At 45.6% G+C, this 16,483-nt stretch carries 12 protein-coding genes; 7 read left to right on the plus strand and 5 right to left on the minus strand.

All coding sequences use genetic code 11. From position 1 onward, the window contains the following. The first annotated feature begins 22 nt into the window (after nt 1-22). The 3 genes from ACXAD8_RS00410 (at nt 23) to ACXAD8_RS00420 (ending at nt 1,964) form a co-directional block, all read left to right on the plus strand. Entirely contained in the window at nt 23-214 is a 192-nt protein-coding gene (locus ACXAD8_RS00410; protein ID WP_475223899.1) for a hypothetical protein, read from the plus strand. Nucleotides 215-459: 245 nt separating this feature from the next. After that, nucleotides 460-1,113 carry a hypothetical protein gene (locus ACXAD8_RS00415; RefSeq protein ID WP_475223900.1) on the plus strand — a complete coding sequence of 218 codons (654 nt, stop codon included), beginning with the start codon at nt 460-462 and terminating at the stop codon, nt 1,111-1,113. Continuing rightward, entirely contained in the window at nt 1,113-1,964 is an 852-nt protein-coding gene (locus ACXAD8_RS00420) for a DUF3307 domain-containing protein (RefSeq protein ID WP_475223902.1), read from the plus strand. Before ACXAD8_RS00415 ends, ACXAD8_RS00420 begins: the two co-directional genes overlap by 1 nt. A 122-nt stretch (nt 1,965-2,086) precedes the next feature. Here ACXAD8_RS00420 and ACXAD8_RS00425 read toward each other — a convergent pair whose 3' ends face one another. The 4 genes from ACXAD8_RS00425 to ACXAD8_RS00440 all read right to left on the minus strand — a co-directional run bounded on the left by ACXAD8_RS00425 (nt 2,087) and on the right by ACXAD8_RS00440 (nt 8,677). Next, a complete protein-coding gene (locus ACXAD8_RS00425) occupies nt 2,087-3,004 on the minus strand; it encodes a hypothetical protein (protein WP_475223903.1) in 918 nt (305 codons plus the stop codon). A gap of 378 nt (nt 3,005-3,382) precedes the next feature. Then, nucleotides 3,383-4,306: a hypothetical protein gene (locus tag ACXAD8_RS00430; protein ID WP_475223904.1), complete on the minus strand. Its 924-nt coding sequence runs from the start codon at nt 4,304-4,306 to the stop codon at nt 3,383-3,385. 180 nt (nt 4,307-4,486) lie between these two features. After that, nucleotides 4,487-7,189, minus strand: coding sequence for a TonB-dependent receptor (locus tag ACXAD8_RS00435; protein WP_475223905.1), 2,703 nt, complete (start codon nt 7,187-7,189; stop codon nt 4,487-4,489). Between the two features lie 90 nt (nt 7,190-7,279). After that, nucleotides 7,280-8,677, minus strand: coding sequence for a glycoside hydrolase family 28 protein (locus ACXAD8_RS00440; protein WP_475223907.1), 1,398 nt, complete (start codon nt 8,675-8,677; stop codon nt 7,280-7,282). A 411-nt stretch (nt 8,678-9,088) separates the two neighbouring features. Here ACXAD8_RS00440 and ACXAD8_RS00445 point away from each other — a divergent pair, with 411 nt between their 5' ends. From ACXAD8_RS00445 to ACXAD8_RS00460, 4 genes are all read left to right on the plus strand, one after another. Beyond that, a complete protein-coding gene (locus ACXAD8_RS00445; RefSeq protein WP_475223909.1) occupies nt 9,089-9,994 on the plus strand; it encodes a diguanylate cyclase in 906 nt (301 codons plus the stop codon). Nucleotides 9,995-10,209: 215 nt separating this feature from the next. Then, complete coding sequence (locus tag ACXAD8_RS00450) at nt 10,210-11,682, plus strand: glycoside hydrolase family 28 protein (RefSeq protein ID WP_475223911.1); 1,473 nt, start codon at nt 10,210-10,212, stop codon at nt 11,680-11,682. A 37-nt stretch (nt 11,683-11,719) separates the two neighbouring features. Next, complete coding sequence (gene uxaC, locus ACXAD8_RS00455; RefSeq protein ID WP_475223913.1) at nt 11,720-13,162, plus strand: glucuronate isomerase; 1,443 nt, start codon at nt 11,720-11,722, stop codon at nt 13,160-13,162. 20 nt (nt 13,163-13,182) lie between these two features. Beyond that, a complete protein-coding gene (locus ACXAD8_RS00460) occupies nt 13,183-15,708 on the plus strand; it encodes a glycoside hydrolase family 88 protein (protein WP_475223915.1) in 2,526 nt (841 codons plus the stop codon). A 55-nt stretch (nt 15,709-15,763) separates the two neighbouring features. Here ACXAD8_RS00460 and ACXAD8_RS00465 read toward each other — a convergent pair whose 3' ends face one another. After that, nucleotides 15,764-16,399: an RpiB/LacA/LacB family sugar-phosphate isomerase gene (locus tag ACXAD8_RS00465; protein ID WP_229527916.1), complete on the minus strand. Its 636-nt coding sequence runs from the start codon at nt 16,397-16,399 to the stop codon at nt 15,764-15,766. Nucleotides 16,400-16,483: the final 84 nt, after the last annotated feature.

Here is a 16,483-nt window from a genome sequence, read left to right on the forward strand (position 1 = left end):
ATTTTAAAATGAGGAAAATGTTATGTCAGAGTTGGGTGGTTTTAAGAGATTAAATTCAGGAGCTGAAAATAAGCCTGGTGCTATTAAAGCAGTGCAAATACATGATTTTCACTACACACCTGAACATGGTGCTGATTACCTCTCATTTCTAAAAACCATGGATCTGGTCAGTCATGATGAAAATGAATATGACGCTATATTGGGGTATGACTGAATCTTAGCGACTCAGTTTATTGCCAGGCCAGCCGTTGGAATTAAGTTGGTGTTCTGTTGGAGATTGTCCATTCTGTTGAGGCAATTGTTCAGAGCATTAGCTATGTTACTCCAGAAAGTCTGCAATAAAATAAGATTGCCTACCTTATAGCAATTAAATAAAGTTGCTTATTAATTTGCAATCAGATAGTGTTGCTTTAATGAAGTTGTTTGCCAGATTGCTATGGCAGAAAACAGGAAAAGCACATGATAGCTGTATTGACGGGGGATTTGGTTAATTCCTCTAAAATGTCTGAAACCACCTATAAGGCTGCTATTGGCTGCCTGAAGCAGCAATTGGCGCTGTGTGAGTCAGAGTATCAGGCTTCTGGTGAAATCTATCGCGGAGATGGTTTTCAGGTGCAGTACCCCAACCCGCTGCTGGCGTTGAAGAGTAGTTTGCTGTTAAAGCTGGCGCTGTACCAATGCGAGTTTGGCAAAAACAAACCTGTACAATGCACCTTGTCTTTGGCCTTTGGTTCGTCCTCGGTTATCACTGAATCCCCCAATACTTCCTATGGCGAAGTGCATGTGTTGTCAGGGCGTGAACTGGAGAAAACCGCCAAAGGCGAGTTATCAGTGCATTTTCAGCAAGCGCTTCTGCATCCTTTAGCACAGCAGGATACTGCACTACTTACGAGTTTTATAAGCCATCAGTTAAATCGTCTGACCCAAACCCAGGCTGCATTGCTGCATCAGGCCATAGAGCTGGATTTCGTCTCTCATCAGGAGATGGCTAGTCTGACCGGCACCAGTCGGCAAAACATCAGTAATCGACTGGCTAATATCGGTGCTGATCTGGTAAAAGCGTTCCTTCACAATATTGCACAAAAAGTATCAGCAGCCATGGAGACTGAATAATGGAATTATTACTACTGTTGTTGATGGCCCACTTTATCGGGGATTTTTATCTGCAACCTCTGCAATGGGTAGAATGCCGCTTTAAACATGGCTGGCGTTCCATCGGCTTGCTGAAGCATGTTGTGGTGCACAGTGCGCTTTATCTGCTGGTTATCTGGATTGCAGACCTCATTCACTGGCAGTCTTTCCTTATTGTGCTGATGTTGAGTGTGAGTCATTATCTCACTGATGTCTGGAAATCATATCGTCCGCCAGCCCTGATTTATTTTTTGATTGATCAGGGGCTGCACATCGTTTTTATTTTTATGGCTTGGGTGACGTTGTCGGCAATCGGCTTAAGTGAGCTATTGGGATGGCTTAGTGACTTGTTCAGCGCCAGAAACTTACTATTTATTTTCGGCTTTTTACTGGTGTGCAGGCCCACTTCGATTCTGATTGCCATGATGCTGAAAAAACACACGGATGCCTTGTTCAGTGGGGCACAAGAACAGCCATCTGGCACCAAAGTAACAGTTGAAGAACCAACGCTTAACAAAGTGGTCGTGTCTCTGGAAGCTACCACAGATGGCGAGAGTAGCAGCAAACAGCAACAGAATGTTGGCTTAGCTCAGGCCGGGGCCTACATAGGCTACATCGAACGTTGTTTAACTTTAGGGTTTATCTTGCTGGGGCAGTTTTCGGCAATCGGTTTTCTGGTAGCCGCTAAAACCATTTTTCGCTTTGGCGATCTGACCAAAAGCAAAGATATGAAATTAACCGAATACATGTTGCTGGGCACTTTGCTGAGCTATTCCATTGCGATATTTGTGGGGGTGATTGTCTTAAAAGTGTCAAATGCATTTGTCAGTTAAAGGGCTCTGCCTAACAGTCAGTGGTTCTATGAGCTTGTGTTGTATGTGGCTCGCGAAGTTGTCTGATGTCAAAGACCCTATTCGTTGTTTTTTTTAGTTCCGGTTACCCGGTTTTCATTCGGTTATATGCTATTGTATTCCTCAACCTTTTGGGCATATTGAGATCGCGCTTGGTTGGTTATTTGTTCACGGGTTAGCGATTCTTCGGAGTGGGGGGATTCTAATTTATATTGGCCCGGTAAGTTTTGCTCGAAAATTAATTCTAGTTCCTCTGTCGATAGTTTCTTACCCAAAGTCTCATCATAAAGTGCTTTAGCAACATCTCTGCTTAATCCCATTTCGTCAAGGGACATAAGTAGGTTTCCTCGGTACAAATCCGTCGAATTGTCTGCCCCTAAACTGGCAACAATGGCCCCATTAATCGTTAATAAAGCATCAACAGGTGTATTTTGCCTTTGTAGATGTTTTTGATGCATTTCCAATTGTTGCTTTGCAGCATTACTTTGACTCTGTCTTTCCAATTGGTATTCACGTTCGACCAATTCACTATAGGACTTTTGGTTGAATAGTTCGAAAGCTTCTGCGTTAGTTGGTGCACTCGTAGGTGAAAATTCTATAATTTCAACTCGTGCACCATACTGTTCTTTTAATGCCTGTTTTGCCTGACTGTGATTGCCGTTGCTAGACAGAGCAATGTTACTGAATTTATCTTTGCTGGTGATATTTTCGCCAAACATCATTGCAGGCTTTCCATCTACATAAGCAATAGCAGTAACGTCTCGCTGCTGTCCTTTAGCTAACATCATTGCTCTTGTGTCTTCGGGTGAAAGTGTATTTAGTTTTAATTCATGGGCTTTTGGAGCCGGTTCAAATTTCTGTAATTCATGTGGTAACGGTAGGTTGTGCATCAATGAGGTACCCGTTCCAATCGCAATACCTTTTGAAGCGCCATTGTTTTCATTTTCTGATGCTGAAATGGGCTCGTTTGATACGCCTGATTGTGCTCTGGTAGGCCAATGCACGCTATTTTCAATTTTCATCTTTGTTTTCCTGTTTACCGGTAGCTTTCATAGTAGGAAAACTTACTTCAGCAAAAAACTCGCCAATTTCATGCCTGGCAGGATGTACACATAAAAAATGTCGTTTCGGTTTAAATGTCCAAAAAAGTGCCGTATCGGATAATAATGAGGGAAGGCTCTGCGTTGCGGGGTTGTTTAATTCGAATTTAGAAAATGGCTGTGTAAATATAAAGCGTCATATTATAGGTTTGAAGAGTTTTGGTTTAAACTTTTAAAATCCTTCAGGGATGTAATTTTGACGACCTGTTAATGCTAATGAATTGCAGGGGCAACTTCTTGCCGGCCACAGTTATTTTCATTTTTGGACTGAAAATGGCACACTCGGTGCGATACATATGATTACAGGTCAGCTAGTTTTGAATCTTTTGCAGTCGCACGATTACTTGCCATTGCATGCCCGGTACCGCTGTCATCCTGACTATAAAAATAGGCCCGCTGCGCATCCGGTATTTCAAAAAAGGGATTATTTAATTCAATAACCTGTTTGGTGGCCAGATTTGAGCGGCGTAATATCGGTGCGAAATGGGCGGTGAACAGGACGTCGTATGCACCTGATGCGATAAGCTTTTCAAAGCCTTGACGCACAATATCGGCTTGATGCAGGTTTTCTTTTCTGAAGAAAAAGTATTGCGCCAGAGGGTAGTGCAATACAATTGAATCGTTAACCGTCACGCTCAGTTCGCGATGAGCATCTAATTCATTCCAGACTTCAATGATGGAGCGTGGAAACATATCGACCCGGCCCATATCTACCAGCTTAAACATGCGGTGGTAATCACTCACCGTTAACAAATCTAGTTCGTGATAGCTAAGAATCTGGTTGTCCGGCCAGCCTATTCCCTGCACAAAGGTATAGCTCCTCAGCTGCTCTATTTTTGTTATTGGCGTGTAGGCGAGGCCATTGGCTTCATGGACCAGCAACATTCTGTAACCCAACAACCCTTTTGCGATGGGAATTTCAATGGCGTGAAATTGCTCTATACGTTCGTTGTTCGCTGCGAACCAGGCGATATCAATAAACCCTTTTTTTAACAGGTGAAGAACCCGGTATTGCGTGGCTTCGATGGGGAGAGCTTTGATACTGAGTTCTGCGTTTTGTTCCGCTACGATGGCATTGAGTAGCTTTATCGGAAAGTCGCTGCGTTCGTCCAGTTTGTCTTCCGGAACGGCAAAGGTTAAAAGAGCATGGTCGTCAGCTCTTACCGTAGTAAACAATAACAGTAAGCTGATTGTTAGGCTTTGCAATACTCTTTTGTTGATCAAGTCGCACTCCAATTGTCTCAGTAATCTGGAGTCTGAAATTACTTATCAGAGCAAAGCTTAGCGACTTAACCTGTAATTCTGTATTCAACTTTGGTTGTAGTGGCGAAAAATACAATGAAGGTGAAAATTAAAAAACCAGGGCATATTAGCCCTGGTTTTGGGTGTGGAGTAGTTAGGTTATTACATGTTGTAACGCACCCCGAAAAACACTTGTGTTCCGGTGTGGTTGTATTCACGCATCAGGTTTAAAGTACCGTCACCTGTAGTGAACAAGCGCTCATATTCATCGGTCAGGTTAATCACTTCCAGCGTGACCGTCAGGTTATCGCTGTAGTTATAGTATGCTGATAAATCGATATGCGTCGGACCTGTAGTTCCATGCTGAGCATTACCATTGCTGCCAGTAAAGTCAGTGATGTAATCGTCACGCTTGTTTGCTGAGATTCGGGCACCGTAGTTGTCTTTCTCATAGTAAAGAGTGAAGTTAAAGGAGTTTTCTGACAACCCGGTAATATCGCCTGAGCTAGACACCTTGGTGTAGTTAGCCACCACACCTAATCCATCAAATGGTGAAGGTAGGAAGGTCAGCGGTTGCTGGTACACTAATTCAATACCATTTAAGGTGTTTTCATCACTGTTCACACTGGTACTGTGCTCATAAGGTATGGTACGCGGATCCAGTGCGATTTGTGGGTCGTACTGCGGATCGTTGTCAATAAAAGGATAGTATGCCGAATCAACTAAACGTTCTTCCCGATCGCTTCTGATCCAGTCGGTTACATCCTTGTAGAAAAAGTTCGCTGCAACCAATGCTTCCGGCTGGAAGTACCATTCAATAGCAAAGTCCACATTGTCAGAGACAAAGGGTTTTAAGAATGGGTTGCCTGAGCTAATTCGGCCATTGATGTAGTCAAAACTCGGGTTGCCTGGATTAAGTGAACTCAGACTAGGGCGGGTGATGGTTTGAGATAGTCCCAAACGCACGACTACTTCATCCGTGGCATCCAGCGACAGGTTCATTGCTGGCAAGAAGTTTTTGTATTCGTTTTCAATACTGACCGGATCCGATTGGATCAGGCCTGTTGAAGTGGTTGTGGTTTCTACGTATCGCATACCGAAGTTGCTACGTAATACCATATCTGCGATGTCGTAATCTGAGCTCATTTCCAAATAGAACGCGGCAGTTTCTTCCTGAACTTTCCAGGTTTGGGCTGTTCGAGGTGTCCAGGTTTTGTCCAGCAATTGACTGCTGATCGCATCAAAATCAGCTACTATAAATGAGCTTAATGGGCCATCAAAGCCGCTGCCAAACCCGTCTACCGGCATAGGCTCAGTAAAGCCAACTGCAGAATCCTGGTCCGGGAAGCCGTTAATTTGTTCTTCGCTGTAATTTACGACGCGATCATTAAAGGCGAAACCGGATTTAATAGTGACTTCGTCACCGGTATAGGTGAAGTCGAGCTTGGCTGTATCGTTTTCACGCAGTACGTCGGTGGCTCTTAAGCGGCCATCAGACAAATTATAGAAACTGGCATCGTTGACGTCGTAACCATAATCAACAGTAGGCACATTCGCATTGTTGCTGAAGTCAAAGCTGAATGTATGGGCAGTGTTGTTGGTCATGTTGTAACGATACTGCTCGGAACGAGCGTCAGACTCTGCGGTACCAAACATGGCTGCCATGCTCAGGCTATCGTTAATGTTGTAAGTACCTGATAGCACGTACTGGCTGAAATCCGTGGAGGAAATTTGTTGACGACTTTCGATACGGGACTTTATACCTTCGTAGGTACCGGCCAGTACCTGTTTGCCATTGGGATGTACGGTAATCGATGTTGGAGTTAATTCATCGAAGGTACTACGGAACATTTCGAAGAAATTGTACATGGTACGTTCATTGTCCAGTTTCGATTGTAATGTATCGAAGGTGATCACCAGGTCATCATTGGGAGCATATTGAAATGAAGCCGTAACACCCAAACGCTCTTGCTCGTTGCCAAAATAGTCGGGGCGGGGCAGGCGCGGTGTCCACAGGCAGTTAACCGGATCAACCGCTTCACCGTCTACTTCACATGGACCGGTATTCGTTGAGCCAGTAACTGAGGTGTTGCTGGTATCTGCAAAAATACCACCGCCATCTCGAACAGGCGTTGTCCAGCGAACTGTACCGAAGCCTTCCTGACGCACGGTACGTTCTGAATGAGCAATGGATAATAAGGCACCAAAAGTGTCGTCTGCAAAGGTATCACTGATCATAAACGCCATGCGCGGATCGACTTCTTCGGTGATTTCGTTGTAACCCCCTTGAGCAGATGCCGCAATATGAAAGCCAGGATTATCAAAAGGCTTGGCGGAGTAAAGATCTACGGTACCGGCTATGCCACCTTCTTCCATCGACGCAGTTGGCGACTTTTGAATATCAACACGATTAAATAACTCAGAAGCGAAGACATTGAAGTCAAAAGAACGACCGCCATTTACGCCGCCTCCTGAATCAGTACCATCGGTACTGGCTGGAATTTCCATGCCGTTTAAGGTGGTACGAGTAAAGGCTGGACCTAAACCTCTTAGTGTGATTTGTCGGCCTTCGCCGCCTTCCCGCGAGATAGCAACACCTGGTACCCGTTGAATGGATTCAGCGATGTTTAAATCTGGGAATTTACCAATATCCTCCGCAGCGATTGACTCTTTTGAGTTCACGGCAGAGCGCTTTTCCATCAAAGATTTAGTCAGCGAACCACGATAGCCAGAAACTTCGATGACTTCCAGATTCTGTGCTTCGCTGTTTTCTGCTGCTTCGGTTTCAGCCTGTTGTGCGCTCAAACCTGCGCTGGACAGACTGAGAGCAATCAGTACTGCGAGTTTAGTTTTGGTGTGTTTCATTGTTTCCTCCCAAGAAAGTATAGTCTGATGTAGGCACAATAAAGTGCTTAACAAAAGTGAAGTATGTTGTGTTGCAGTTAGGGGTCATTACTAATTCGCCAGCCATTGGAGCTGACCAGTAATTTGGCGCTCACCGATTTTTACCTTGTCCAGATGGAGCTCGGTGACATTGATAACATCAAAAATATGCTCTGCGTCTTCTACATTAACTTGCTGAAATTGCACCTTGCCCAGCGGCCAATCATCGGGGGCCCGCATAAAGAATACGGTATCTACCTGAGCTGCATTGATGTTATTAAAGAAAATATTATTGTATTGGGTCTTGAAGTTGCCACCCCACTGACTGGGGTAATCTAATTGGAACCAAAACAGGTGATCGTATTGGCCTACAGTGGCTTGCTGAATGTAGATATTTTCTACTTTACCGCCCCGGTCTGGATTGGCCTTAAAGCGAAAAGCTGCGCTGCCGCCCACCATAGTGTTGTTGATAAAATACACGTCATAGATACCACCGGACATTTCGCTGCCCAGGCCCAGACCATCTTCACCACCCATAGTGTTATTGCGCACCACGATAGAATGACTGGGTTTGGCGATGTTACGACCATCCAGATCCCGGCCTGATTTGATTACAATAGAATCATCACCAGTACTAAAATGGTTGTTTTCCACTAATACCAGGCTGCTGGAATCCACATCAACACCATCATTGTTGGGAAAATGGCTGTCTACTTTGAGATTTCGTAAGGTGGCATGTTGGGTATAAACAATATGATTAACCCAAAAAGGAGAATTGAGAGCAGTGTAACCTTCCAGTAAAACCCGTTTTGCGTTCAATATTTGCAGTAGGTCTGGGCGCAGATAGTGGCCCTTGCCATACACCCGTTTGGCCAATGGTTCACCATGGAAACCCTGTTTTCTCAAGGCGCGGATATCTGCATCTTGTTGCTGATACCAGGCGTGAAACTGACTGTCTGTATTGCCATCAATAATGCCAGTACCAGTGATAGCAATATCTTCAACATTATTGGCGTAGATTAGCGGGGAGTAGGCGAAAACCTCTGTGCCTTCCCAGCGCTGTTCTACGACGGGTAGATAGTCATCAGGGTTGCCTGAAAACAGCAGGTGACTACCTTCTGCCAGGTGCAACTCAATGCGGCTTTGCAAATGAATTGGACCACCAACAAACCACTTTCCGGCGGGGACAATAACTTTTCCACCGCCTTGTTCTGCAGCACTGGCAATTGCCAGATTCAGAGCCGGTAAAATGTCTTTCTGTAGTGAATCCGAATTAGCGAACTGGGTAAGCAGGAATTCTTGAGCGGGAATATTGGGCAGCTCAATTTGCTGGACAATATGAGACACAGCTTCTTCTATTTTGTGCTGTTGATTCGCGTTGCTTGTACCATTCACCGTCAAAAGGCTGGCATAGAGAAATAATTTTATGCTGCTGTAAAAATTGACCTTGGTAATCTTCTGCTTCTGCATCTTATGCTCACAATTACTGAAATTAAATCAACTGGTCTTAGGCTTCATGCCACCGGTGGCACATTTAATCTATACAAACTTGCTACCGGTGGCAAACGTTTTTGTAAATTTTTTGTTATTTATTTTTGAATTTAGCTGTTGTTAATCTCTGAATGGAACAATTTATTGCTTTTTAGTTATTGATATATATAGATTATTTTGAATTCTCGTTATTAATTTGTTAATTCAATGTTGACAGTGGATGGTGCGATGTTAAACAATTGCTACCGGTGGCAATTGTTCGGTTTTGAATCTTTTTCGACAAGAATCAGAAAAATTGCCTGGCAGAATGGAATTACAGAATTATTGGGTTTTACCCCCGGTTCAGAACCAATAGTTGCGAAGTAAAAATAGTTGAGAGTGAGACAGGTTATGTTGCGAAAAGTGGTTTTTCTTTTGGTGTTTCTGACGTTGTCTGTAAGTGTGATTGCCTCAGATTTGAATGTGGGCATCAACAAAATAAGGGCTCAAAACAATACCTATATGCTGAATCTGTTAAAGCTGGCATTGAGCTACAGTGATAAGCCATATCAGTTTATACAGACCAATGAGCGTCTGTCTAAAGATGCTCAATATCAGGCAGCTTTGCATGGCACTATTGCAGTATTTTGGGGAGGAACCTCGCCTGAGCAGGAGGAGACCTTTATTCCGGTGCGCATTGATGGTTACCGGGGGCTGATGAGTCTGCGATTTATGATTGTTCGGGAAGAAGATGTCTCCAGATTCAGTCAGATTACTGAACTTAGCCAACTTCGTCAGATTAGTATGGGGCAGGGCCGGGGGTGGAAAGACGGCGATATTTTGCGCTCCGCCGGCTTTACTGTGGAGCTATCTTCTAAAAAGAAAGGCTTGTTTCACATGTTGGAAGGGGGACGTTTTGATGCGTTTCCCAGAGGGGCAACAGAAGCCTGGACGGAAGCCGAGGCTAATAAAGATTTACAGCTAGCTGTAGAGAAACATCTCATCATTCGCTATCCATTGCCCACCTATTTTTTTGTTAATAAAAACCGGACTCAACTGGCACAGGATATTGAACGCGGTTTGAAGAACGCTCTGCAGGACGGTGAGTTTGACCGATTTTTTTATAGCAGCGACAGAGTGCAGCGCTTTTTGCAGCAAGCGAATTTGCAACAACGGAAAATTATTGATCTGGACAATCCGTTCTTAACGGCCGAAGCCATTGATAGCCGCAAATACAATTTGTCGGTGGAAGACCTGATTTTGGGGTGGCAACGGATCCAGAAAGGCGAGTTTGCGCTGAATGCTAATGGTTCCTGATGCAAGTAGCACATTCTATATCGGCAAATTTGCATTAACAAAATATTGACAATGTTGAGGGCCATAAGGAATAATTGCCACCGGTGGCAATTTGGGTTCAGACATTATTTAGAAACACTAATAGCCATTGTGTCCAAACAGGACTTGTCTGGTGCCCGGCACATTAAGCTGGCATGGTAAGGACAAAAATGGGTTTAAATTCAGAAAGGTAAACTATGACGTTTAACAGAAGACAGCTTTGCAAAGGGGTTCTTGCGGCAACCGCTTCGTCGGTTTTTACCGGCTGTGTAACCATACCTCTGGTACAAGCCGATGATTCAGCGCAGGGCAATGCGGACAGTTCGGTGCATGACTGGCGGCGAGCGGATGATATTCGCAAAAACACGACAGTGCCGACATTTTCCCCGAAGCGTTTTATGTTAACTGACTATCAGCCAGAGAACCAATCAGACGATTATACTCAGGCTTTCGCCAGTGCAATTTCTGCCTGTCATCAACAGGGAGGGGGCAAAGTCATTGTACCGCCGGGCGTATATCCCACCGGTCCTATTCACCTGCTTTCCAATGTAAACCTGGTGATTAAAAAGGGCGCCGATGTTCGCTTTATACCTGAGCCTGAGCGTTACTTGCCTGCAGTGTTTACTCGTTGGGAAGGCATGGAGTTAATGGGTTATTCACCGCTTATTTATGCCTATAAACAAACCAACATTGCGATAACGGGGGAGGGCACTCTCTCTGGTGGCGCTGATAACCAAACCTGGTGGCCCTGGAAAGGTCCGCATAAGGAAAAGCACTGGGATCTGATCCCGGGTGAAGACCAGAAACCCGCGCGACAAAAGCTGATGCAGGATGTGGAAGACGGCGTTCCGGTAGCACAGCGTCAGTACGCCGACGGAGCCTTTTTGAGACCGCCCTTTATTCAGCCTTACGATTGCCAAAACGTATTGGTGCAAGGTGTCACTATTAAGGATTCCCCGTTTTGGTTATTGAATCCGGTGTTGTGTAAAAACGTGACGGTAAACAAAGTGAAGTTCCTGAGTCACGGACCCAATAATGATGGTTGTAACCCCGAGTCTTGTGATCATGTGGTTATCGAAAACTGTATTTTCGATACCGGTGACGATTGCATCGCAATTAAATCCGGACGCAATAACGACGGACGCCGCTTAAATACGCCTTGCCAAAACCTTGTGATCGCCAACTGCAACATGAAAGAAGGCCACGGAGGTGTTGTAGTGGGCAGTGAAATCTCCGGTGGCGTGAATCATCTTTACGTAGAAAATTGTGTGATGGATAGTCCGCATCTTGAGCGCGCTATTCGTATCAAAACTAACTCTGTCAGAGGCGGTAATCTTGAGCATTTCCGCTACAGAAACATTACCGTGGGCAGAGCCAAAACCGCCATAGTGATTAATTTTTATTACGAAGAAGGCGATGCCGGGAAATTTGATCCCACCGTGCGAGATGTGGTGATAGAAGACCTGGTATGCCGGGACATTTTGGTTCGTCCCTTTAATATTCAGGGCTTTGAACGCAAGCCCATTTATGACCTGACCCTGAAAAATTGCCACTTTCTCAATGAGTCGCCGAAATCTTCAATTGTCAGGAATATCAATCAATTTGAATTACACAATGTCAGTATCGCCGGCAAGACGATTGACGCTGCACAGTTAATTTCAAACAGTTAAACAAGGCCGTTAGGGCCATTAGCAATAGGATCGCATCATGCGTCAAACCAGAACTAAACTTAATTTACATCCGGATCGTCTGCTTTCCAGTGAACTCAATGTGGTGGCTGTGGCCAGAGAACTCTATCAGGACGTTAAGGATCTGCCCATCATCAGCCCACACGGACACACTGATCCTTCTTGGTTTGACGAAAATCAGAACTTTGACAATGCAACCGCACTGCTGATTAAGCCTGATCATTATGTATTTCGTATGCTTTATAGCCAGGGCATCCCACTGGAAACACTGGGCATTCCACAGCATGGCTTAAAAGGCGACTTGCAGGCATCCAGAGAGGCTGATCCGGTAGCAATCTGGAAAATATTCGCCCAAAACTATTTTCTGTTTGCCGGTACTCCGTCGGGTTATTGGTTAGATTCTACCTTTGCCAACGTATTTGGCTTTGATGAAAAGCTCTGCAGCGAAAACGCCATGGAGTACTACGACGAAATTAACCGTCAGCTGGTGCAACCGGAATTTCGTCCGCGGGCACTGATGGATAAATTCAATATTGAACTCATTGCTACCACAGAGGGCGCTCTTGACGCCTTGCCGCACCATCGCAATATTGCCGGTACGGAAATGGAAAAGCGGGTTGTGAGTACATTCCGCCCGGACGATGTAGTGGATGCCAGTCGAGAAGATTTTGTCGCTAATATTGAAAAGTTAGGTGAAATCACCGGCGAAAATACCCAAACCTGGCAGGGTTACCTGGATGCCATTCGCTCCCGTCGTGCGTATTTTAAAGAGGTCGGCCGTATTACGGCCACTGATCATGGGCACCCGACGGCGTGCACTGCCGATCTATCCAAACAAGAATGCGAAACCTTGTTTGCTGCCTGCATTAATGGCAAGGCCGATGAAGAACAACAAGAGCTTTTCCGCGCGCAAATGCTGACCGAATTGGCGGGTATGAGCATTGAAGATGGCCTGGTGATGCAAATTCACCCCGGCGCACACCGCAACCATAATCAACAGGTGTTTGATCGTTTTGGCCGGGACAAGGGCGCTGATATTCCCACAGGCACTGAGTACGTCAATGCCTTAAAACCTTTGTTGGCAAAATACGGCAATGATCCTCGCCTTAATATTATCTTGTTTACCTTGGATGAAACCGTCTACAGCCGTGAGTTAGCTCCGCTAGCTGGGCATTATCCGAGTTTGAAGTTGGGACCAGCCTGGTGGTTCCACGACAGCCCGGCTGGCATGCTGCGTTTCAGGCAACAAACCACCGAAACAGCCGGTTTTTACAATACTGTTGGCTTTAACGACGACACCCGGGCATTTTTGTCTATACCTGCCAGACACGATGTGGCAAGACGAGTGGATTGTCGCTACCTGGCTGAGTTGGTGTGTAATCATCAAATTAGCTTCGATGAAGCAAAACAGATTGCTTATCAATTGACTTATGGCCTGGTTAAAAAGGCGTACAAGTTTTAATTAATTGCTGGGAGAAGATTATGAAATTTGCTACCTCAACGCTTACCCTGGTGTTATCGTCGGTCATCCTATGCGCCGGGTTGGTAGGATGTAACAATGCTGAGCAAATACAGGCGAGTGATAACGCTGCGCAGCCTGCTACTGGCAAAGAGTCTGAGCTTGTGGCCATTGCCGAATTGCACAATCCGTCGGATTTTGCCCGTCCGGATGAAGTACTTTATTTTAGTTATTATGACCTGGGTCTGAACGGCGAGTCGCATCAGCTTAACGTGAGTAGCGGCAACGAAACGCTGCAAGCGGAGCAGGCCGATAAAGATTTAGATGGCCATGCCGACGGGCTTTATGTCGTAGTGCCTTTGAAGGCGGCTGAAACCCGGCATATTGAAATAACACACAGCGCCCAAAACTCTGCACCGGTGAAACGCACACAGGCGGAAATAGCCACAAAACAAGGTGGCGAATGGCAGGCCCATTCAAAATATACCGATACCCAGTTTAAAGAATATGTGGGTGGTGAGTTTGTTAATCAACAACAGGTAAGCCCACCGGAGCACTATACGGACCATTCAAACTGGATACGTTACGAAGGTCCAGGTATTGAATCTGATCAGGTTGGTTATCGCATTTATCTGGATCACCGCAATGGCTTTGATATTTTCGGTAAGCTGACAACAGATGTGGCACTGCAACAGGTAGGGCAGGACGGCTATGCTTCATACCATGATATGCAGGATTGGGGCATGGATATCCTCAAAGTAGGAAGCTCATTAGGGGCCGGCGGATTCGGCCTGTGGCAGGATGAGACGTTACATCTGATCAGTGATGCCAGCCAACGCACAGCCACTATTTTGGACAATAGTGCTTTACAATCCGCCTTCAGCATTGATTATCAGGGCTGGAAAAGTCCCGCCGGGGAGCAAGATCTGGCGGCAACCTTTGCCATGCAGGCTGGTAGCCCGCTGGTGAATGTAACACTGGACTTTCAACAGTCTGTGTCGCAAATGGCAGTGGGTGTGGTAAAACATAAAGACACCGAATTATTGCAGGGTAATACTGACATTACTGGCACGGCTTATACCTATATTGCCAGTTGGGGAAAGCAAGCACTGGATGGCAGTATGCTGGGCATGGCGGTATTCTTTCCGCGTACATTGCTGGATGAGGTTACCCAGGATGAGGCAAATTATCTGGCGATTTTATCGCCAGAGGAGCGTGCCGAATCCGAGCCTATGGCCGCACAATTAACCTATTCTTTTGCGGCTGTTTGGCAACCTCAAAGTGGTATTGCCGATAAGCAAGCCTTTATTGAATATCTGAACAACACCGCTGAACAGCTAACGCAACCGGTACGAGTTAGATTAAAAACACAGCGCGCTATAGCCGCAAAACAACAATCCCCCGCATTGGAAAAGCCGCTTTACTGGAGTCAACAGTTGGCGGACAGTGAATTACAGCGCAAGGGCTTTGTTTATGCGTATGACGGCTGGGATGTGAATCGACAGCGACCGCCTAAGTTTGAGTATGATATTGTCGGGCTTTATCCCTATGCGCTTTACGAATTGGCGAAAGCCACCGATGAAGTTAAATACAAAGAGGCTCTGCATCAAATTACAGGCAGCTTTATCAGCGATGATGGCAACATCAAACGCTATAAGCAGTCGAACTTTAATATTGATTCGGTAGCTCCTGGTCGTTCGGTGCTGGCTTTGTATAAAGAAACCGGGGAACAAAAATACAAACAAGCGGCTGATATCTTAAGGGCGCAACTGGTGTCCCATCCGAAAACATCGGAGGGCGCTTTCTGGCACAAGAAAAAATATCCTCACCAGTTGTGGTTAGATGGCGTTTATATGGGCATGCCGTTCCTGGCGGAATACAGTTTGATGTTTGAAGATGGTCACAGTCTGGAAGAAGTGGTTAAAGAATTTGAACTTACCCACCATTATCTCAAAGATGCTAAAACAGGTTTGTATTATCACGCCTGGGATGAAGCCAAACAGCAAGACTGGGCCGATCCCGAAACCGGCTTGTCTGCTCATTTCTGGGGGCGGGGTTTAGGTTGGTTAGCCATGGCACTGGTGGATGTGCTGGAAATTATTCCTGAAGACAAAGCACAATTGCGTATGCCACTGCTCACCATGTCAGAAGAGTTGGCGTTGGCTCTGAGCAATAGTCAGGATGAAACCGGCACCTGGTGGCAAATTATGAATATGCCAGGTGCGACCGGTAATTACCGCGAATCCAGTGCTAGTGCCATGTTTGTGTACTTTCTGGCGAAATCGGTAGCTAATGGTTACATTGCGCCTGAGTATCAGGCTGTTGCAGAAAAGGCCTATGAAGGACTGATCAGCGAATTTGTGCTGGTACATGACAATGGTGAGATCAGTATGACCAATCAGTGTTATGTGGCTGGATTAGGCTTTGGCCGTGATGGTAGCTATCAATATTATATGTCTGAGCCGGTCTGGCAGAATGACCCGAAAGGCACCGGCCCCTTCATTTTAGCCGGTATTGCCATCCAGCAAATGCTGCAACCTGTGCGTTAAACTAAAAAAGGGGATAAGCGCTTTAGGCGCTTACCCCCTCTCAGATTTCTTATCTTCAGGCTACGAATTTATTGACAAACGCAGCGATGTTTTCATCCTGGCAATGGGTGAAAAAGCAATCCTGAAAACGCGGACCACCAACAGCCTGTTTCACCAACTCTTCATCGATACTATTCAGTGCTTCAAGATAATCTTTGGCCACATCTTGTTTGAGCTGACTGAGAATACCGGCATTGGTTACCTGTGATTCTTTGCGCTCAGCCGGATAGCCCTGGCCTGTTACACCGGTAAAGGCTTTTTCGAAGATATAACGAATATTCAACTCCGCACCCCAGCCAAAGCCTTTGGCAAAGGGCAGGGCAAGGGCATTACCGTTGTTGATTTGGGCAAACAGGTAAGCATCAGAAGGGTCGATACAATAACCACAGACCACACCGGGAAAAGCATTTGCTGCCATCAAAGCGCCCTGACCGGTACCACAACCGGTAACCACAAAGTCGACGGCTTTACTGTTTAACAACAGGCTGGCTATGATGCCAAGGTGAATGTAAGTCAAACGGTGGTCATTATCACCGTCCATGCCCACATTAAAAATGCTGTGGCCCTGGTCATAAGCAACAGCTTCTAATTGTTCAAGTACAATCGGGTTTTTGGCGGCCTGACTAAACTCGTTCATTAAGGCGATTTTCATACTGCAAACTCCTGAGTGTTAAAAAAGAATGATTTGATTCAGGTAACATAATGCCACCGGTGGCATTATGTTGCAAATTAATCC

This window comes from Planctobacterium sp. AWH2_060 (assembly GCF_056158425.1).